Genomic DNA, 20,000 nt, shown 5'->3' with positions numbered 1-20,000 from the left:
CTGCACTCAAGTTCCCCAGTTTCCAATGACCCTCCACGGTTGAGCCGTGGGCTTTCACATCAGACTTAAGAAACCGCCTGCGCGCGCTTTACGCCCAATAATTCCGGATAACGCTTGCCACCTACGTATTACCGCGGCTGCTGGCACGTAGTTAGCCGTGGCTTTCTGGTTAGGTACCGTCAAGGTACAAGCAGTTACTCTTGTACTTGTTCTTCCCTAACAACAGAGTTTTACGACCCGAAAGCCTTCATCACTCACGCGGCGTTGCTCCGTCAGACTTTCGTCCATTGCGGAAGATTCCCTACTGCTGCCTCCCGTAGGAGTCTGGGCCGTGTCTCAGTCCCAGTGTGGCCGATCACCCTCTCAGGTCGGCTATGCATCGTTGCCTTGGTGAGCCGTTACCTCACCAACTAGCTAATGCACCGCGGGCCCATCTGTAAGTGATAGCCGAAACCATCTTTCAATCATCTCCCATGAAGGAGAGGATCCTATCCGGTATTAGCTTCGGTTTCCCGAAGTTATCCCAGTCTTACAGGCAGGTTGCCCACGTGTTACTCACCCGTCCGCCGCTAACGTCATAGAAGCAAGCTTCTAATCAGTTCGCTCGACTTGCATGTATTAGGCACGCCGCCAGCGTTCATCCTGAGCCAGGATCAAACTCTCCGAAGAAATGTTTGACTTGCTCATTTAAAAAATAAAAATTAACGTTGACGTTTGTCGCTTTGTTCAGTTTTCAAAGTTCAACCGTTGCTCTGAAGCAACTTTATTAGTATAACATTCTATCATTTTGATGTCAACATCTTTTTTAAGATGTTTCTCTCAACTGCGCTGTTCATCAGCGACATTTAATAATTTACCATATATAACATATAGAGTCAATCGTTTTTCTAAAAAACTTTATAAATAAAAAAGTTAATGAAGTAAACCTTCAGTAAAACGATTGAATACTCTCTATTACAATAGCAATCTAGCCGCTATGCAGTTTTCTTATCTTACCATAAAAAAAAAGCCCAGTCATTAAACTGAGCTTTTTTATTTAAACTATTCTGCTAAGAATGCAAAATAGAGTATGAAGATGATACAGAGAGCATACATAATTGGATGAACTTCTTTTCCACGCTTGCTACATAACATTGTAATAGGATAAAAGATAAAACCAACCGCAATACCTGTTGCAATACTGTATGTTAATGGCATCATAATTACCGTGAAAAATGCGGGAACTGCTACTTCGAACTCTTTCCAATTAATCTCTCCTAAATTTGACACCATCAGAGCTCCTACCGTAATTAAAGCTGGCGCAGTAACAGCTGGTGTTACGACCGCTAACAATGGAGAAAAGAACAGTGCAACTAAGAAAAACGCCGCCGTTACGATTGCAGTAAATCCTGAACGTCCGCCCGCTGCTACTCCAGCCGTAGACTCTACATAAGCTGTTGTTGACGAGGTACCAAGAACAGCACCAACTACAATCGCACTAGAATCTGCCAATAACGCTCTGCCCGCTCGCGGAAGTTTATTATCTTTCATAAGCCCAGCTTGACTCGCTACAGCAACCATCGTACCTGCTGTATCGAAGAAATCAACAAATAAGAAAGTTAAAATGACGACTAGCATCTTTACAGTAAAGATATCACCGATATTTTGAAAAGCTGCCCCAAACGTCGGATCAAGACTAGGAACTGATGAAACAACTGCTTTAGGTGTATCAATTAAACCAAAAGCCATACCTGCTACAGCCGTTACAATCATACCGATAAATACAGCTGCATTTACTCGAAGCACCATTAATACAATAGTAATTACAATCCCAAAAACCGCAAGTAACGTTGTTGGGTTAGTTAAATCACCCAGTCCAACAAATGTGGCATCATCTTTGACGATGATTCCGGCACCTTTCATACCAATAAAACTAATAAATAAACCAATACCTGCTCCAACAGCCATTTTTAATTCAATAGGAATAGAATTAATAATTTTTTCTCGCAGGCTTGTTAATGTTAAAAGAATAAAAATAACACCTGATATCATAACACCTGTTAAAGCCGTCTGCCATGGAATTCCCATTGTCAGAACAACTGTATAAGCAAAAAATGCGTTTAATCCCATACCTGGAGCTAATGAAATTGGATATCTACCAAGCACTCCCATAACAATTGATCCCAAAGCTGCAGCTAAAGCAGTAGCTGTAAATACAGCCCCTTGGTCCATTCTCATACTGTCAGGTAGATCCTTTACATCACTTAGTGATAGCACAGATGGATTAACAAATAAAATGTAAGCCATAGATAGAAAAGTTGTAAGGCCAGCTATAAACTCTTTTCGATAGCTAGTACCCAGCTCTTCAAAACGAAAATACTTCTTCACGTTTTTTCCTCCCTTTATAGAAGCCGCATGCACTTAGGCAAGCCATAAAAAATGCCTCTACACTATGGCGCGTAAAGGCATAAAATCGACTAAAAGAGAAATGTATGAGCCAAAAAAACAAAAGATTTTTATACATACATGTATTACTTTCTCGTAGTCAAGCCATTTACGGTAGCTCGGTAGAAACTTTTGGGCCTTATCCCCAAGATTATACGACATTAAAGCTATATCTCGCTATTTTATGTTACTATCCTACCATTAACTTTTTAAAAAAGTCAACAAAAAACGAACATTCTTATAAAAGAATGTTCGTTTGTTCGGTTTTCTTACATATTATTCCCATTCAATTGTTGCAGGTGGCTTACTTGTAATATCGTACACTACGCGGTTAATATGCTTAACTTCGTTTACAATACGCGTTGAGATAACTTCAAGCACATCCCAAGGAATACGCGCCCAGTCAGAAGTCATACCATCAATCGATGTAACAGCACGAATACCGATTGTGTAATCATACGTACGAGCATCTCCCATTACACCTACACTGCGGATGTCAGGAAGAACCGTAAAGTATTGCCAGATATCGCGCTCTAAGTCAGCTTTTGCAATCTCTTCACGTAAAATAGCATCCGACTCACGTACAATTTCTAACTTCTCTTCCGTAATTGCACCAAGTACACGAATACCTAGACCTGGTCCTGGGAAAGGTTGACGCCAAACGATGTTATCAGGGATACCTAATTCAGAACCTAATGCACGGACTTCATCTTTGAATAGCGTGTTTAACGGTTCGATTAGTTTGAACTGCATATCTTCCGGTAATCCACCTACGTTGTGGTGAGATTTGATCGTTTGAGCTGTAGCTGTCCCACTCTCGATAATATCTGTGTATAGCGTACCTTGAGCTAGGAAATCAAACCCTTTTAATTTAGCAGCTTCGTCATCGAATACATAGATAAATTCATTACCGATGATTTTACGCTTTTGTTCAGGATCTGATACGCCGTTTAATTTTTCTAAGAAGCGATCTTTTGCATCGATTTTAATTACGTTCATATTAAAGCCTTCGCTGAATGTTTCCATTACGCTTTCCGCTTCACCTTTACGTAATAAACCGTGATCTACGAACATACATGTTAACTGATCACCAATTGCTTTGTGAATTAATACAGCTACTACTGAAGAGTCTACTCCACCGCTAAGTGCGCAAAGTACTTTTCTATCTCCAACTGTTTCACGGATTTTATCCATTTCAACTTCAATGAAGTTCTCGATTGACCAGTTTGCTTCAGCATGACATACTTCAAACACGAAGTTCTTTAAGATATGGTTACCGTGCACTGAATGGCGAACTTCTGGATGGAACTGCACTCCGTACATATTCTTTTCTTTGTTACTCATTGCGGCAATTGGACAAGATGGGCTAGTTGCGTCCACTTCAAAACCAGCTGGTGTTTCTACAACTAAATCACCGTGACTCATCCAAACAACTTGTTCTTTTGGCAACTCATGGTACATTAATGAATCGTTTTGTACGTTAATCGCTGCTTTACCATATTCACGATGGCTAGCACCTTCTACCTTCCCGCCAAAATGATGAGTCATTAATTGCATTCCATAACAAATACCTAAAACAGGAATACCTAATTCAAAAATGTTTTCATCGCAGTGAAATGCGTTTTCACCGTACACACTGTTTGGGCCTCCAGAGAAAATAATTCCCTTTGGATTTAATGCTTTAATCTCTTCTGCTGTAATTGTGTGCGGATGCAATTCACTATATACTCCGAACTCGCGAATGCGACGCGTAATCAGTTGGTTATATTGACTACCAAAATCTAATACAACAATCATGCCTTCCATCTTGTTCACCTCTCCGAATGTGTAAATAATCACTTGTTATTATGCCCTAAAATATAAAAAAAACTAGACTTCTCCCTCAAAAAACAAAGGCAGAAGTCTAGTTGAGCACGACGTTTATCGTCAAATAGACTGTTCTGCCTTCATAGTCAGATCGTTTAAGGTGACCCGGTAGAGACTCTCGAACCATATTATCGAGGATATATGAAGGTATACGAAACATTTATAGTAAGTTCGAGAATATTCTATCAATCCGCGAAACAATGGTCAAGAACTCGTTTTTTTGATTAAATTTTCCCACAATTCAATCGACTCTTTCCATTCTTTTATGGAATCTGCATTTCGATACAAAACCCGCTCATATTTTTCCGTTAATTTTAGCATATTTACCGTATTTAATTTTTCGTCTACTTCTCCTGCAAAGTCGCGCAGCGTTTGACTTTCTTGCCGCTTTAGTCCATTTGCAGCGAGTCTTTTAAGTAAAAAAGCATACGCTGATTCAAAGGTTTCCACTCTCTCTTTCTTTTTATAAAAAGAGATATAAAAAGGTAAAAACCATTTAAATCGATTGAGATATATTACTATTAACATAACTACAATCAGTCCGTAAAAAAGCACTTTCCACTTCATAGACAACTTAGCATTTTGAAGAGAAGCTGTTTTTTCTTTCGCTTTTTCTTCTTGTGCCGGAAGCTCTTTTTCCTTAGGCTGCTCCTTCACTTGCGTTTCTTGTTTCTCTTCTTCCCTCTGACTATTTTCACTAGAGTTGTTAGATTGGCTATCTACAAAATCATAAGGATTAGAAAAACTTTTTGTTGGTTCAAAAGGTACCCAACCCGCTCCTGGAAAATAGACTTCGACCCAAGAATGAGCATTATTTTGTGTAATTTCATAGGTTGTCCACTTACTACTTCCTGAAATGACGGTGGCATCACCTTCTGTATAGCCCTTTACCCACCGAGCAGGAACATCTAATGAACGAAGCAGCACGGCCATAGAAGTAGAGAAGTTATCACAGTACCCTCTTTTTGTATCAAATAAAAATTGATCCACATAATCTTTATTTTTCGTAGGAATTGGAACATTTTCAGTATCATATACATATGGATTTGATCGGAAGTATTCTTCAATGGCTTTCGCTTTTTCATAACGATTTTTCTTATTTTTTGTTACCTCACGAGCTAAATCCTTTACTCGTTTCGGCAAGTTAGCAGGAAGTTGTGTATACCTTGCTATAAATTCGTTATTATTCTCTAGACTCTCTGCCTTTTTTTCCTCTGCTTGCTGAAGAAGTCCAATATCAAATACAGGATATTTATACGTCAGCTCATACGACTGAACAGTAACAAGCTTGTCATTTTGATAAGGATATAATTTTTCATTTGTCGGTGTAACATCGGTTTGAATGCCATTTTTTAAGGTTAGCGACAGCAGTTGAGGAACATGCATAAGATGAACAGAAGGCTGCGAATAGGTAACTTCTGCTTTTCTTACTTGTCCTGCTACACTTGAGTCATATTGAGGGAGTAAGTTTTCATTTCCTTTAAAGGGCACTTTTTCTTCCTCTTTAGACAGCTCCCACCCCTTACCTGTATAAACATCCTTCGTTTCAATACGCCAATAGTGCTCATCCTCTACTTTGGCTGTAAACACAACCGTATCATCATTGACAAACGATCCCCCCAATTTAGAATCGTCCATATCATAGCCAATTCGTTGGCCGTTTGGAGATTTTCCCTGTCCTTGATTTGTTGTATGCGCTGTGATAAAAGGTACGGGATCTGGCCACTGCGGCCCTGGTTTAGGGGCGAGATAAGCCAGCACAATGACGATAGCTAAAAAGCTGCCCAGAAAAAGAAACGATCGTCTTCTATTTTCTAAACGCTCAGTGCTCGCAGCTTTTATACGTTCAGGATTTATGCGAAGCATGGCTACTAATAAAAATCCGATAATCGTCACACGAATAATAGCAGCTCCCGCATCGTAAGTAGAAAAGGTATCCAACACGGTAATATACAAAATGGTTAAGAAGAAAAAGAAGAAAATTCTTTTTTGATAAAAGATCCAATATCGAATTAAATAAGCCATAATCCAAAGCAGCACAAAAAATAAAGTGCTCCTCATTTCAAATGATAAATTCGCTATATTCCACTCCATGATACTTTGTGCATCTGACTGAAGAATTCCCAACAGTCTCGGAAGCCAGTCTGAAGAAAAGAAGGCTCCTTGAAAATAAAGATTGTGAAGCGAAAACAAAATAAACAATATACTCCCTAACGTCATCACGATAAACGGCAAGCGAAACGTTAAACACAAAAAACAGTAAGCAACAAACAAGATAAAGTACTGAATTTGATTGGTATCCGTCACTTCATTTAAAGGAAGAAGCCATTCCACTAATAAAAAGAATGCTCCCGCGTACAATAAGATGTTTTTTACATACAAAGCTGATTTATTCACTTATTTCCGCCCTCACTTCCTTTAGATGATAGAGGAAGAGGAATATTAACGACTTCAATCGTTAAAGCAGAAGATTGTATTCCATTTACAATAACCGTCTCTTCGTCACTAAGCCCTGCTCCTTCATCTTTAACGACAATTATTGATGCCTTAGCATGGAGACTCAGCTTAGATTGAACCTGCCCAATAAGAGTCCCTGTAACTTGGCTGACAATGACCATAAAAGAATGCTGTTTTTGAATGGCAATACTCTTAAATTCTGTTTCGAATGCTCGATTGTTAACAGGCTGGGCACGTGCTAAGTGATACAACAGGTTATCAGACTCACTTTGTTCAGAGGTTTTTGGTGAAAAAATTGCATCTCCAGCTAAAAGAAAATCGACTTTTTTACGCTTGGTTTCTTCGTGAATGAGCATGGATGCCAGAAAGCTCATTCGTTCTTCAAAGTATAGAGAGCTTATAACATCTGCAATGATAATCATACTCCGTTCATGATAATGACCGAACTCTTTAGAAATCAGCGTAGCTTTACGAGCCGTGGCCTTCCAATCAATAGACCCTAATCGGTCACCCGGCTGATATTCTCTAATGCCTGTCACTAACGTAGTAGATTGATTCCCCGTCGAAACTTCATTTTTCCCTTCTTCTATTCCTGCTAAAAGAAACGGAATATCTATCTCATGAATCTGAGGATAAACGATAAATCGCTGCTGCAGCGGATAATATGCCTTCTTTTTTACAATTCCTAATAAATCACTCAGTTCAATCGAAATCGTAAAAAATTCATATTCTCCTCTTTCTACAAACGATCTTTTATACGGAATAACGGCGTTTCGTTGAAAAAGCGGATAAATTGTTCTTTCTTCTTGATCTAAAAAGTTAATCTCCTCTTTCACTGCTGCCATATAAACAGGAAAAGCCGAGGAGCGTGTAATGTGAATGTCATACGAAAGATGATCTCCAGCGAATCGAGGCTGTAGCTTCACATCACGAATAACATTCCATTTCTTTAACGGATAAAGCAAAACGGCTACCGCATATAACCCAAAAGGTAAGAAGCTATAAAATAAAAACCAGCTGACAAATCCCCCTTGAAACATGGCGTAAGAAAACGTAGCAGCAAAGATGCAAAATAAAACGAACCAGTCTCTACATTTATTCCATATCACTTTTATATACTGTTTCATAAAGTACCCTCTTACCTTTTAACAGGTACTTTCGTAACAGCCATAATTTGCTTCATCACATCACTCGCTGTTAAGCCGCTGTACTGGGTATCAGGTCTTAGCGTTAATCGATGTGCACACACATACGAAGCAAGCTCTTGAACATCATCAGGAAGACAGTAATCTCTTCCCTTCACTAAAGCATATGCTTGAACGGCCTTCATAAATGAAACCGTTCCACGAGGACTAATACCTAACGAAACATGTGGATGAGAGCGCGTTTTACGAATGATTTCAATGATATAGTGCTTGATCGCATCGTCTACATAAATACTGCTTACAGCTTTTTGAGCCTGTACTAATTCTGGAATGCTCATGACGGGTTTGACATCTTCAAGATTGATCTGGGTGGATACGCCATTTAAAATTTGAAGCTCCTCTTCTTGCGTAGGATACCCCATGCTTAATTTGAATAAAAAACGATCCAGCTGCGCTTCCGGCAAATGATAGGTCCCATCAAAATCAACAGGATTTTGAGTAGCCATCACAAAAAAAGGTGCTGGAATTTCCCGGGTGATACCATCGGTTGTTACATGATGCTCAGCCATTGCTTCTAAAAGCGCCGATTGGGTTTTAGGAGAAGTCCTGTTAATCTCATCAGCGAGTACAATGTGGCTCATGATAGGACCTGGACGAAAATGAAATTCCATGTCTTTCGGACTGTAGATAGAAACACCTGTTACATCGGACGGCAGCAAATCAGGCGTGAATTGAATTCGTTTAAACTCGGCATCAATCGATTTGGCCAGTGCCTTCACGAGCATCGTTTTCCCCACACCCGGCACATCTTCAAGCAAAATATGCCCCTTTGCAAGCAAAGCAACTAAACTCAACGTAGATACATGACGCTTTCCAATTACAATTTGATCGATGTTTTCTAATACTTGATTTAATTTACTATTAATATGATCGAGCTGAATCAACGAAGCTCCCCCTTAAAACTCAGTTAAGCCTTGAGTTTAGTATGTTTTTCAATAAACATAGTACTATCTTAACAAATTTTAAAAAAATCTGAAAATATTAATGCACGCAAAAAAGCGACCAAGTGAGTACTTGATCGCTTTTTCAGAGAGGGCAGTGATTACATCATGCCGCCCATTCCACCCATGCCGCCCATGTCAGGCATTGCAGGAGCTGCGTTTTCTTCTGGCTTGTCAGCAACAACTGCTTCAGTTGTTAAGAACATAGCCGCTACAGAAGAAGCATTTTGAAGAGCTGAACGCGTTACTTTTGTTGGGTCAACGATACCAGTGTCTAGCATATTTACCCACTCGCCAGTTGCAGCGTTAAATCCAGTTCCAACTGCTTCGCCTTTTAGACGCTCAACGATTACGGATCCTTCTAAACCAGCGTTGTGAGCGATTTGACGTACAGGCTCTTCAATCGCACGTAATACGATGTTGATACCTGTAGCGGTGTCACCGTCAGCTTCGATGCTTGCTACTTTATTATAGATATTTACTAATGCAGTACCACCACCAGCTACGATACCTTCTTCAACCGCAGCGCGCGTAGAGTTTAATGCATCTTCAATACGTAATTTACGTTCTTTTAACTCAGTTTCAGTTGCCGCACCAACTTTAATTACAGCTACGCCACCAGCAAGTTTTGCTAAGCGCTCTTGTAATTTTTCGCGGTCAAACTCTGAAGTTGTTTCTTCAAGCTGAGCTTTGATTTGGTTTACGCGTGCTAGGATATCTTCTGCGTTTCCTGCACCGTTTACAACTGTTGTATTTTCTTTTGTTACAACAATTTTAGAAGCGCGACCTAATTGGTCGATGCTTGCTGTTTTCAGGTCAAGACCAAGCTCTTCAGTGATTACTTCTCCGCCTGTTAAGATCGCAACGTCTTGTAGCATTGCTTTACGACGATCACCGAAACCAGGAGCTTTAACAGCTACAGCTGTAAATGTACCGCGAAGTTTGTTCACAACTAATGTTGCTAAAGCTTCGCCTTCTACGTCTTCAGCGATGATTAATAGAGGCTTGCCTTGTTGAACAACTTGCTCTAATACCGGTAAGATTTCTTGAATGTTACCGATTTTTTTGTCTGTAATTAAGATGTACGGGTCATCTAATACAGCTTCCATTTTATCTGAATCAGTTACCATGTAAGGAGATGCGTATCCACGGTCAAACTGCATACCTTCTACCACTTCTAATTCAGTTGTGAAACCTTTTGACTCTTCAAGTGTGATAACGCCGTCGTTACCAACGCGCTCCATTGCTTCAGCGATTAGTTGACCTACTTCTTCGTCAGCCGCTGAGATAGCCGCTACTTGAGCAATTGAATCTTTACCTTGAATTGGTTTAGAGATTGCTTTTAGTTCTTCAACCGCTACAGCTACAGCTTTTTCCATACCTTTACGGATACCCATTGGGTTAGCACCAGCCGTTACGTTTTTAAGGCCTTCTCTGATCATTGCTTGCGCTAAAACTGTTGCAGTAGTTGTACCGTCACCAGCAACGTCGTTTGTTTTGCTAGCAACTTCAGCTACTAATTTAGCACCCATATTTTCAAATGCGTCTTCTAATTCGATTTCTTTTGCAATTGTTACACCGTCATTTGTAATAAGCGGTGAACCGAATTTCTTTTCTAATACAACGTTACGACCTTTTGGTCCAAGCGTTACTTTTACCGCATTTGCTAATGTATCTACACCACGTAGCATTGCGCGACGTGCTTCTTCGCTAAATTTAATGTCTTTTGCCATGTTCTTTGACCTCCTCAAGATATTCTTAATAATCTATTTTTTACGTATGATAAGTTTGTGGTTAAAATTAGCCGATTACAGCTAAAATATCGCTTTCGCGTAAAATTAAGTATTCAGTACCTTCATATTTCACTTCAGTACCTGCATATTTTGAGAAGATGATACGATCGCCTGCAGCTACTTCTAAAGCTACACGCTCACCGCTTTCTAATACTCGGCCTGTACCAACAGCCACAATTTTACCCTCTTGTGGTTTTTCTTTTGCACTGTCCGGTAACACGATACCGCTTGCTGTTTTTTCCTCAGATTTTACAAGTTCAATCACTACGCGATCACCTAATGGCTTTAACAAGTGAAACAACCTCCTCAAATAATATGTTTGCATTTTTATTAGCACTCAACCTCAACGAGTGCTAACACAATTATTATATTAAAACAAAGTGGGTTTTTTTTGCAAGTATTAAACAAAAAAAATTTAAAATTTACGACAACTACATATAATAGTCTTAGATTTCGACGATTTTGAGAAATAAAGCATTCTTTTCTCTGTTCAATAATATGTATGTTACAATACGAGCAAGAAGAAATTACTAACTTCACAGTACTTCTTCGACATATATACATAAAAACCTTTTAAAGGAGTATAGAAGATTGGAAAAACGTTATTGGTATGTTATCCTCACCTACATCCTTATGCAGTTTTCAGGAGTTGTTGGTATACCGCTGTTAAAATTAACAGGAATGTTTGATCAATATCCAGTTCGAACAGCGAATGTCATGCTTTTGACTTATTGGACCATCATTAGCTTTATCCTTGGTTTACTTATTGTCTTACTGCTGCTGCGCCGTGACATGTCCATGCGTATAGAACATGCGGGAACAACGGTAACTGTTGTCTGGTCAGTCCTTGGGGTGTTCTTGGCTATGGCTGGTCAAGCTGTAGCAGGTATGATTGAGCACGCTCTTGGCATTACCCAAGTATCTGAAAACACACAAAATATTGTTAATCTTGTTAAAGCAACGCCGTTCCTCATTGTCGTTACGTCTGTTATTGGACCAATTCTAGAAGAGATTATTTTTCGAAAGATTATTTTCGGCTCTCTTCACAAACGATATAATTTTTTTATCTCTGCATTTATTAGTTCCCTTATTTTCGCTGCCGTACACTGGGATTTTAAACATTTGCTCGTGTATACAGCCATGGGATTTGTATTTGCATTCCTTTATGCAAGAACAAAACTAATTATTGTACCCATTATTGCTCACGTGTTGATGAATACAATCGTTATTTTATCTCAAACTATTTTTGCAGATAAAATTATAGAAATGCAAAAGCAAGCAGAACAAATGCAGTTTATTTTTGGAGGCATGTTTTTATGAAGAATATCCCTTTAACACGAGGGTTTATTTATATTATTATGGGGATTTTATTCACCTACCTGGCCATTCAAAATGCTCAGGAAACCGTGTGGAACTTCCCTACGATCTTATTTGCACTCGTAGCCGCATTCGATTTCAGATTTGCGGTTCGCATTTTTATCTTGCACTATAAAATTAAAAAGTTGCAGCAGCAATATAAAAATCAAGATGATTCATCTAAATAAAAAAAACCACTGTTTCAGTGGTTTTTTTACATACTAACATCTTCTCTTTCTTGCTCTGCCCTTGCCTTTAACACTTTGCGATACGAAATGCGGGAAATAATGATGCTTATTTCATACAAAATTAAGAGCGGCACTGTCACCATCATGTGCGAGAGCAATTCCGGTGGTGTAATAAGTGCGGCAATAACTAGCAGTACGAAATAGGCATACTTTCGAATTTGAGATAAAAACATAGGAGTTATAATTCCTAATCGCGTCAAAAACATGACGACGACAGGAAGCTGAAACAACAGGCCAAAAGGCAGTGTGAGCTGCATTAAAAAAGAAAAGTATTCATTAATGCCAATCACTTGGTTTACATTCAGCTCATCAGAAACGCGCGTCATAAAATCGACGACAAATGGAAACAACACAAAATAAGAAAAAGAGACACCGCCGATAAAGAGAAAAATGGAAACAGGAATATATCCAAGCGTTACCTTACGCTCTTTTTCATATAAACCAGGACTAATAAATGCCCAAAGTTGATACAGTGCAACAGGAGCTGCAAGTACACAGCCGATAATAACAGCAAACTGCATATAAATCTTAACTGGATCTGTTAGCCTAAATGCATTCATCGTTAAATTTTTTGCCTCATCAGCATGCTGTAAATAGACAATAACCTTATCCGCTATAAAAAAGCCGCCAATTGTGGCAATGACAAAGAAAAATAAAACAATTAAAATGCGTTTTCGCAGCTCTCCTATATGATCATATATTGACATTTCTTGTTCAGTCATACTATGATCACCCTTTTACTCTTTGTCATCTACTTGACGCTGTTTATCTTTTTCACGATCTTCTGATGCACCGCTAGCGGCATGCTTAAACTCTCTAAGCGTTTGCCCGACTGACCTTCCTAGCTCCGGTAACCGTTTCGGTCCAAAAATAAGCAGTGCTACAATCGCAATAATAATCCAACTGCCTGCTCCAATCCCCATATTCCCACTCTCCTTATTAATTTAGACTTAAGGAAATCGTAACACAGTCCACCTTATTCAACAGGATAATTTTTCAAAAAATAGACAAGCGACTGTAATTCTACAGCAAGATCAATATGATGTAGTCGAATCTCATCGGGTACGTTTAAGCGTGCAGGAGTGAAGTTTAGAATCCCTTTAATTCCGCAGTTCACTAAACGATCGGTAATTTGCTGAGCAACAGTGGCAGGAACGGTTAAAATCGCCACTGAGATATCATCACTCATATAATCTTCCAATTGGTCAAGGTGATAAACCGGCACGTCACCTACTTTTGTACCGACTTTATCTTCTATCACATCAAAAGCGCACTCAATTTTGGTGTTATTATTTTTAATAAAATTATAATTTAAAAAGGCCGTTCCCAGATTCCCCACGCCAATCAGTGCTACTTTCGTTACTTCATCTTGGTCTAACGTTTTACGGAAAAATGTAAGTAAATAATTCACATTGTAGCCGTATCCCTTTTTCCCTAATGCTCCAAAGTAAGAAAAGTCCCGACGAATAGTAGCAGAATCAACTTTCACTGCCTCACTTAACTCTGCTGACGAAACACGCTGTTTACCAGAAGCATGCAAGTTTTTTAAAAAACGATAATAAAGCGGCAATCGTTTAGCCGTTGCTTGTGGTATTTTTAATTGTTCAGTGTTCACGTTGTACCCCCTCAGTTCATGTATGTCATTACTAACATTTTCAAGTCATATTGCATTACCTTTCACAAAGCATCAACCGCTTTGAGGTAGCGCTTCCAATTCTCTCTCTTTTCTCTTGTTTTATATATACTCCGCTTCACACCCCGACGGCTTTTGTCTATCCAGCACTACTTAAAGTCGTTAGCTAGAACGAAGCAATTAGCCCTTCAAAGGATTCGTTTGTTAGTCATGACGGATTTTCTACATCCATCATATATAAGTTCAGAGATGCACTTATCTCTTATTTTAACATAGTATCCTGTATAAAATGTGCACGTAAAATCATTTTATTTCATGAATCAAAACATTCGCTTCACCATTTGTCCTTGTCCCTGTACAAATTACAAACGCTTGTAGGAAGAACTTGTAGTTGAAAATATGTTAAAATACACTATGGATATACTACTAGAGGTGAAAAAATGATTATTCTACAATTGAACGGTATTACAAAATACTATGGGGCAGAACCCATTTTATCGAATATAAAGTTAGAAGTACAATCAAAAGACCGCATTGCCCTAGTGGGACGAAACGGTGCTGGTAAATCAACTTTATTAAAAATTATTGCTGAGCAGCTTTCTTATGACAGCGGAGAAATTATTAAACCTAAAGGTGTTTCCATTGATTATATGGGACAAGATACAGTTCTTGAGTCAACACTCTCCATATGGGAAGAAATGATGACTGTCTTTGCTCCGTTAAAGAAGATGGAAAAAGAATTACGTACGCTTGAAACGAAGATGGGCGATCCAGACATTTTTAATGATTCAGTTCAATACGAAAAACTAACCAAAGAGTACGATCAGCTTCAAGTAACGTTCAAAGATTTAGGCGGCTATCAATATGAAGCGGATACACGATCTATTCTTCACGGTTTCCGTTTTTCAAACTTTGACTATAGCACCCCTATTTCCTCCTTGAGCGGTGGACAAAAAACACGCTTGGCGCTTGCAAAACTGCTTTTAACAAAGCCGGACTTGCTTATTCTCGATGAGCCTACCAACCACTTAGATATTGAAACTTTAGCATGGCTGGAACAGTTTCTGCAAGGGTATGAAGGAGCTATTTTAATTGTTTCACACGATCGTTACTTCCTTGATAAAGTCGTAAATCAAGTGTATGAAGTCACACAAAAAACAACGGTGAAGTACACGGGCAACTACTCTAAATACCTTGTACAAAAAGCAGAGCGATATGAAAAAGAGTTGCGTCAGTACGAAAAGCAGCAAGATGAAGTCGCAAAACTGAATGATTTTATTCAGCGAAACATCGCCCGCGCATCGACTACAAAACGTGCGCAAAGCAGACGTAAACAGCTCGATCGAATGGAGTTAATAAATCGACCTAACGAAGGCGAAAAATCAGCTAGTTTTTCGTTTGAAATTGAGCGTCAAAGCGGAAATGAAGTCTTAAATCTCGAAAACGTGTCTATTGGATATGATGAACACAAATATATTGTTCAGCAGGCAAACCTTCGGATTAAAAAAGGTGAAAGCCTTGCGTTGGTTGGCCCTAATGGAGTTGGGAAATCTACGTTATTAAAAGGTATTGTGGATAAACTAAGCTTCAAGACTGGAACCATTTCTTTTGGCTCAAACGTAATGGTTGGTTATTACGACCAAGAGCAAGCCAATTTAACGTCTAATAAAACCGTTTTAAATGAGCTTTGGGATGACTACCCATCCAAACCTGAAAAAGAAATTCGTACAGCGCTTGGAAATTTTCTGTTTTCAGGTGATGATGTACTGAAAATCGTTTCGACGCTTAGCGGTGGTGAAAAAGCACGTTTGGCTCTTGCGAAGCTTATGCTTCAAAAAGCTAATTTCTTAATTTTAGATGAACCTACTAACCATCTTGATTTAGATAGCAAACAAGTACTCGAGAATGCGTTAATTGATTACCCAGGGACTCTATTATTTGTTTCACATGACCGTTATTTTATTAATCGTATTGCAAACAAAATAGCAGAGCTATCTCCTGAAGGGGTAGAAGAATTTCTTGGAGATTATGACTATTATGTAGAAAAGAAAGCAGAAATAGAGGAAATCAAAGAATTAGAAAATATAAAAGCAAACGAAGAACGTACGGTAAAAGTAGATAAACAGTCCTATAAACAAGATAAAGAACAAAAGAAATTGATGAGGCAGCGAACACGCCGCATTGAAGAAATTGAAACTGAAGTAAACAAATTAGAAGCCGCACAAGCGGAGAATGAAGAACTTCTTTGTGACCCTGAAATTTATCAAAACCACGAAGAAGTATCAAGATTAAACGGTGAAAATGAAAAAATTTCTTCACAGTTATCCACATTAATGGAAGAGTGGGAAGAATTACAGCTGCTTCTAGAAGAATAGCCTATATTTTTTCGTATCTATTCATCCTATTTACTTGTTCATGCGCTTTAGAACAAGCTTTATCCACTCTGTGAATAAATAGTGGATATCTGTCTGATTTTCATAATTAAAACTTGTTAATAACAGGTCCGTGTACTGAGTGCACGGACTTTTCCACATAATTATCCACAGTCAATTCTAAATTTATTGAATATTGTTGATAAATCATTTTTATCCACAAAAAAGACGAATGAGAAATAAATCTCATTCGTCTCTTACTCTTCCAAGTCTAAACCGGGGTTTGCATTTAATGACATATCTGAACGTTTTCCCTGAGCAAATCGTACACTTGCTGCTGCTCCAATCATTGCCGCATTATCCGTGCATAGAGATAGCGGCGGGATAATAAGATCAATGTTTGATAGTGGTGCAAATGCCTCTTCTAGCGCTGCTCTAAGTCCTTTATTAGCAGCAACTCCTCCTGCTAATAACACTTGCTTAACGTTATATTCCTTTGCAGCTTTAACGGTTTTAGTTACTAACACATCAATGACACTCGCTTGAAAGCTAGCAGCAAGCGTTTGTGGAAGAATCTCTTCACCTTTTTGCTTCGCGTTGTGGACAGTGTTAATAACTGCTGATTTTAATCCACTGAAACTAAAATCATAGGATCCTTCTTCTAGCCAAGCACGCGGCAAATCAATTAATGGCTCTCCTTCATGTGCAAGGCGGTCAATATGCGGTCCGCCTGGATATGGAAGGTTTAACGTGCGGGCTACTTTATCGTAGGCTTCTCCTGCTGCATCATCTCTTGTTTCACCAATCACTTTAAACTGACCGTGACTTTCCATGTATACAAGCTCCGTATGCCCTCCAGATACAACTAGCGATAAAAGCGGGAATTCTAATTTTTTGATTAGCTGATTCGCATAAATATGTCCTGCAATATGATGAACACCAATTAATGGCTTTTGATGTGCAAATGCTAGCGCTTTGGCTGCATTTACGCCAATAAGAAGTGCTCCCACAAGCCCAGGTCCTTCCGTTACAGCTATTGCATCAATATCTGCAAACGTCAAGTTCGCCTGAGTTAAGGTTTCTTCAACTACTACCGTAATTTGTTCCACATGATGACGAGATGCAATCTCAGGTACGACACCGCCAAATCGTTTATGGCTTTCTATTTGTGATGCCACTACATTGGCTACAATTTCATGCCCGTTTCGAATCACGGCTGCTGCTGTCTCATCACAGCTTGTTTCTAATGCTAAAATTAATTGATTTTCACTCATAAATTCACCCACATAACTAATGCATCCTCATTGTTATCAGAATAATAATTTTTACGAATACCTCCAGGTTTAAAACCTAGCTTTTGATACAATGATTGTGCAATATGATTAGATACCCTAACTTCTAATGTCATTGACGTAGCACCTAGTTTTCGAAGAACGTCCATCACGTTGCGCAGCAGCAATTCACCGAGTCCCTTGCCTCGGTAGTCTGGCAATAGCGCAATGTTGGTTACATGTGCTTCGTCAATAACAATCCACGTTCCGCAATACCCAATAATATTTTCTCCTTCTTCCATCACAATGTAAGTTGAAAATTGATTATTGGTTAACTCATTTTGAAACGCTTCTGAACTCCAAGGTGTCGTAAAAGACTTCTCTTCGATTTTCACTACTTGATCAATATCTTTAACTTCCATTAAACGAAACTTAATTGTTAGTTTCATGTTATACCTTCTTTTATCCTTTTTGCTGTGAAGCAAGCCAGTTGGCTTCGGCTTCAGCTAAACGAATGTAGTTCGGAACAAAAGTATGCACAGACTGCGGCTCTTTCTTCATTCCTAAAAAAGCCAATTCACTTGGTCTTGGATTAAACTGCTGAACATGGGCAAATACAGCTTGTTCACCCAGCACTTCTTTTAACGCCGCTTCATGCATAGGAAGATCATTGCCTATGAATAAAATAGGTTTGTTGTATGACTTTAAATGTTCCGCCCAGTCCTTATTAATAACAAGTCGATCACTTTCAACTTCTAGAAGACCTCGTTCGTTATTCCATTCATATAGTCCTGTATAAAGCTGTTGACGGCGCGCATCAAATAACGGAGCAATATATCCATCAAAATAGCGACCGTTTGCTGCTAGTGCCTCAAGGCTAGATACACCTATTAAAGGAATATTTAAAGTCCAAGCAAGTGTCTTGGCAATAGTAACGCCAATGCGTACACCTGTATAAGACCCCGGACCGTGTGCCACTACAATACGATCTAGCTCGCTTGGCGCAATATCACAATCTTTTAACAAAGATTCCACAGCGTTCATCACACGAACTGAGTGATTCTTTTTTAGATTCGTAATAATTTCTCCAACTACTTTGTTTTCTTCAACGACAGCAACACCCATGACAAAATTGGATGTATCAATGGCTAACATTTTCATCTTTTAAAAAGCTCCTTACATATTTCAACGTACCGACTGCCTATCGCTTTTACAAGGATTTTACGAGTCGTTTCGTTTTCATGATAAATATTGATTTGAATATATTCATTAGGAAGCTGCTCTTCAATAAGATGAGCCCACTCCACGACCGTCACGCCATCTCCTTCAAAATACTCATCGAACCCTAGGTCTTCAAATTCATCCCCTAGACGGTACACATCCATATGATAAAGAGGAAGGCGACCGCTTTTGTATTCTTTAATGATAGTAAATGTCGGGCTATTCACATTGCGTTCAATTCCTAATCCTTTAGCTAAACTTTTTGTGAATGTTGTCTTTCCAGCTCCCAAATCGCCTTCAAGCAGCAGCACGTCACCAGCTTCTAATAAAGTTGCTAGACGAGCAGCCAGCTGATTAGTTTCATCAGGAGACGTAGACATAAACGTAAATTCGTTAATCTCTGTCATTCATTCAGAACCTCATTTCAATCTGTATATATATATTGTAAACGTTGTGGACTATACATATCCAGTAAGAAATCCAACAATCTTTAACATCGCAATTCCATAAAGAAATTTCTTTGTATATAAAAAATTCCTTAGGATTGCTCCTAAGGACGGTAAAGTTTTATATAAAAATGGTTCAAACAATAAAAAAGACGAAACACATTGTTTCGTTTCTAAAACATGGCGGTCCCGACGGGAATCGAACCCGCGATCTCCTGCGTGACAGGCAGGCATGTTAACCGCTACACCACGGGACCATGTTGGTTGCGGGGACAGGATTTGAACCTGCGACCTTCGGGTTATGAGCCCGACGAGCTACCGAACTGCTCCACCCCGCGATGATAAAAAAGCAAAATAAAAATGCCTAGCGATGTCCTACTCTCACAGGGACAAAGTCCCAACTACCATCGGCGCTAAAGAGCTTAACTTCCGTGTTCGGTATGGGAACGGGTGTGACCTCTTTGCCATTATCACTAGACATTTATATGAGATTGTTCTCTCAAAACTAGATAACAGTTTACTGAGTAAAGCTTACGCTTTTAAAAGTTTGGTTAAGTCCTCGATCGATTAGTATCAGTCAGCTACACATGTCGCCACGCTTCCACCTCTGACCTATCAACCTGATCATCTTTCAGGGATCTTACTAGCTTGCGCTATGGGAAATCTCATCTTGAGGGGGGCTTCATGCTTAGATGCTTTCAGCACTTATCCCGTCCACACATAGCTACCCAGCGATGCCTTTGGCAAGACAACTGGTACACCAGCGG

General features: G+C 39.2%; 17 protein-coding genes, 2 tRNA genes, 3 rRNA genes and 2 riboswitches (2 of these 24 cut by a window edge). Of the genes, 3 read left to right on the top strand and 19 right to left on the bottom strand.

Annotated features, from left to right (window positions below; genetic code table 11):
* The 8 genes from LIS78_RS01365 to groES form a co-directional block, all read right to left on the bottom strand.
* A 16S ribosomal RNA gene (locus LIS78_RS01365) occupies positions 1-669 on the bottom strand; it reaches 881 nt to the left of the window's first position.
* Between the two features lie 372 nt (positions 670-1,041).
* Positions 1,042-2,367 carry an NCS2 family permease gene (locus tag LIS78_RS01360; protein WP_013055032.1) on the bottom strand — a complete coding sequence of 442 codons (1,326 nt, stop codon included), beginning with the start codon at positions 2,365-2,367 and terminating at the stop codon, positions 1,042-1,044.
* A gap of 134 nt (positions 2,368-2,501) precedes the next feature.
* A riboswitch (purine riboswitch) is annotated at positions 2,502-2,603 on the bottom strand.
* A gap of 97 nt (positions 2,604-2,700) precedes the next feature.
* Entirely contained in the window at positions 2,701-4,230 is a 1,530-nt protein-coding gene (guaA, locus tag LIS78_RS01355; RefSeq protein ID WP_028410369.1) for a glutamine-hydrolyzing GMP synthase, read from the bottom strand.
* Positions 4,231-4,353: 123 nt separating this feature from the next.
* Positions 4,354-4,455, bottom strand: a riboswitch (purine riboswitch).
* Positions 4,456-4,494: 39 nt separating this feature from the next.
* A complete protein-coding gene (locus LIS78_RS01350) occupies positions 4,495-6,687 on the bottom strand; it encodes a transglutaminase TgpA family protein (RefSeq protein WP_053488217.1) in 2,193 nt (730 codons plus the stop codon).
* A complete protein-coding gene (locus tag LIS78_RS01345; RefSeq protein WP_252284547.1) occupies positions 6,684-7,874 on the bottom strand; it encodes a DUF58 domain-containing protein in 1,191 nt (396 codons plus the stop codon). Before LIS78_RS01345 ends, LIS78_RS01350 begins: the two co-directional genes overlap by 4 nt.
* A gap of 11 nt (positions 7,875-7,885) precedes the next feature.
* A complete protein-coding gene (locus LIS78_RS01340; RefSeq protein ID WP_013055028.1) occupies positions 7,886-8,836 on the bottom strand; it encodes an AAA family ATPase in 951 nt (316 codons plus the stop codon).
* A gap of 158 nt (positions 8,837-8,994) precedes the next feature.
* Positions 8,995-10,626: a chaperonin GroEL gene (gene groL, locus LIS78_RS01335; RefSeq protein ID WP_013055027.1), complete on the bottom strand. Its 1,632-nt coding sequence runs from the start codon at positions 10,624-10,626 to the stop codon at positions 8,995-8,997.
* A gap of 67 nt (positions 10,627-10,693) precedes the next feature.
* Positions 10,694-10,978: a co-chaperone GroES gene (groES, locus tag LIS78_RS01330; RefSeq protein WP_013055026.1), complete on the bottom strand. Its 285-nt coding sequence runs from the start codon at positions 10,976-10,978 to the stop codon at positions 10,694-10,696.
* A gap of 299 nt (positions 10,979-11,277) precedes the next feature.
* Between groES and LIS78_RS01325 the strand changes: the two genes are divergently transcribed.
* Both LIS78_RS01325 and LIS78_RS01320 read left to right on the top strand, forming a co-directional pair.
* Complete coding sequence (locus LIS78_RS01325; RefSeq protein ID WP_013055025.1) at positions 11,278-12,006, top strand: CPBP family intramembrane glutamic endopeptidase; 729 nt, start codon at positions 11,278-11,280, stop codon at positions 12,004-12,006.
* Complete coding sequence (locus LIS78_RS01320) at positions 12,003-12,230, top strand: YdiK family protein (RefSeq protein WP_013055024.1); 228 nt, start codon at positions 12,003-12,005, stop codon at positions 12,228-12,230. Before LIS78_RS01325 ends, LIS78_RS01320 begins: the two co-directional genes overlap by 4 nt.
* A gap of 26 nt (positions 12,231-12,256) precedes the next feature.
* Here the strand turns inward: LIS78_RS01320 and tatC are convergent, their stop codons facing one another.
* The 3 genes from tatC to LIS78_RS01305 are packed head-to-tail and all read right to left on the bottom strand — an operon-like array spanning position 12,257 to position 13,905.
* Entirely contained in the window at positions 12,257-13,012 is a 756-nt protein-coding gene (gene tatC, locus LIS78_RS01315; RefSeq protein WP_013055023.1) for a twin-arginine translocase subunit TatC, read from the bottom strand.
* Positions 13,013-13,027: 15 nt separating this feature from the next.
* Positions 13,028-13,213: a twin-arginine translocase TatA/TatE family subunit gene (gene tatA / locus LIS78_RS01310; RefSeq protein WP_013055022.1), complete on the bottom strand. Its 186-nt coding sequence runs from the start codon at positions 13,211-13,213 to the stop codon at positions 13,028-13,030.
* Between the two features lie 53 nt (positions 13,214-13,266).
* Positions 13,267-13,905, bottom strand: coding sequence for a redox-sensing transcriptional repressor Rex (locus LIS78_RS01305; RefSeq protein WP_013055021.1), 639 nt, complete (start codon positions 13,903-13,905; stop codon positions 13,267-13,269).
* A gap of 458 nt (positions 13,906-14,363) precedes the next feature.
* On the opposite strand from LIS78_RS01305, the gene LIS78_RS01300 reads away from it, so the two are divergent.
* Positions 14,364-16,298, top strand: coding sequence for an ABC-F family ATP-binding cassette domain-containing protein (locus tag LIS78_RS01300; RefSeq protein ID WP_013055020.1), 1,935 nt, complete (start codon positions 14,364-14,366; stop codon positions 16,296-16,298).
* Positions 16,299-16,552: 254 nt separating this feature from the next.
* Here LIS78_RS01300 and tsaD read toward each other — a convergent pair whose 3' ends face one another.
* The 8 genes from tsaD to LIS78_RS01260 all read right to left on the bottom strand — a co-directional run.
* Entirely contained in the window at positions 16,553-17,569 is a 1,017-nt protein-coding gene (gene tsaD / locus LIS78_RS01295) for a tRNA (adenosine(37)-N6)-threonylcarbamoyltransferase complex transferase subunit TsaD (protein WP_195781422.1), read from the bottom strand.
* The gene (rimI, locus tag LIS78_RS01290) at positions 17,566-18,015 is read right to left on the bottom strand and encodes a ribosomal protein S18-alanine N-acetyltransferase (protein WP_013055018.1); all 450 of its coding nucleotides are present in this window, start codon (positions 18,013-18,015) and stop codon (positions 17,566-17,568) included. Before rimI ends, tsaD begins: the two co-directional genes overlap by 4 nt.
* Before the next feature lie 13 nt (positions 18,016-18,028).
* The gene (gene tsaB, locus LIS78_RS01285; protein WP_195781423.1) at positions 18,029-18,727 is read right to left on the bottom strand and encodes a tRNA (adenosine(37)-N6)-threonylcarbamoyltransferase complex dimerization subunit type 1 TsaB; all 699 of its coding nucleotides are present in this window, start codon (positions 18,725-18,727) and stop codon (positions 18,029-18,031) included.
* Positions 18,724-19,194: a tRNA (adenosine(37)-N6)-threonylcarbamoyltransferase complex ATPase subunit type 1 TsaE gene (gene tsaE / locus LIS78_RS01280; RefSeq protein ID WP_013081426.1), complete on the bottom strand. Its 471-nt coding sequence runs from the start codon at positions 19,192-19,194 to the stop codon at positions 18,724-18,726. Before tsaE ends, tsaB begins: the two co-directional genes overlap by 4 nt.
* A 220-nt stretch (positions 19,195-19,414) precedes the next feature.
* Positions 19,415-19,490, bottom strand: a tRNA-Asp gene (locus LIS78_RS01275).
* 4 nt (positions 19,491-19,494) lie between these two features.
* Positions 19,495-19,571 (bottom strand) — tRNA-Met (locus LIS78_RS01270).
* 24 nt (positions 19,572-19,595) lie between these two features.
* Positions 19,596-19,711: ribosomal RNA gene (gene rrf / locus LIS78_RS01265) — 5S ribosomal RNA — on the bottom strand.
* A 69-nt stretch (positions 19,712-19,780) separates the two neighbouring features.
* Positions 19,781-20,000 (bottom strand): 23S ribosomal RNA (locus LIS78_RS01260) (it continues 2,710 nt past the right edge of the window).

This window comes from Priestia megaterium (assembly GCF_023824195.1).
GTDB classification, from domain to species: Bacteria; Bacillota; Bacilli; order Bacillales; family Bacillaceae_H; genus Priestia; species Priestia megaterium_D.
This window is presented reverse-complemented; position numbering and strand designations above follow the sequence as displayed.

Excerpts from the sequence above, each read along its gene's own strand:
- guaA (WP_028410369.1), bottom strand. The coding sequence starts at position 4,230 with ATGGAAGGCATGATTGTTGTATTAGATTTTGGTAGTCAATATAACCAA.
- LIS78_RS01345 (WP_252284547.1), bottom strand. The coding sequence starts at position 7,874 with ATGAAACAGTATATAAAAGTGATATGGAATAAATGTAGAGACTGGTTC.
- groL (WP_013055027.1), bottom strand. The coding sequence starts at position 10,626 with ATGGCAAAAGACATTAAATTTAGCGAAGAAGCACGTCGCGCAATGCTA.
- LIS78_RS01320 (WP_013055024.1), top strand. The coding sequence starts at position 12,003 with ATGAAGAATATCCCTTTAACACGAGGGTTTATTTATATTATTATGGGG.
- tatC (WP_013055023.1), bottom strand. The coding sequence starts at position 13,012 with ATGACTGAACAAGAAATGTCAATATATGATCATATAGGAGAGCTGCGA.
- tatA (WP_013055022.1), bottom strand. The coding sequence starts at position 13,213 with ATGGGGATTGGAGCAGGCAGTTGGATTATTATTGCGATTGTAGCACTG.
- LIS78_RS01300 (WP_013055020.1), top strand. The coding sequence starts at position 14,364 with ATGATTATTCTACAATTGAACGGTATTACAAAATACTATGGGGCAGAA.
- tsaD (WP_195781422.1), bottom strand. The coding sequence starts at position 17,569 with ATGAGTGAAAATCAATTAATTTTAGCATTAGAAACAAGCTGTGATGAG.
- rimI (WP_013055018.1), bottom strand. The coding sequence starts at position 18,015 with ATGAAACTAACAATTAAGTTTCGTTTAATGGAAGTTAAAGATATTGAT.
- tsaB (WP_195781423.1), bottom strand. The coding sequence starts at position 18,727 with ATGAAAATGTTAGCCATTGATACATCCAATTTTGTCATGGGTGTTGCT.
- tsaE (WP_013081426.1), bottom strand. The coding sequence starts at position 19,194 with ATGACAGAGATTAACGAATTTACGTTTATGTCTACGTCTCCTGATGAA.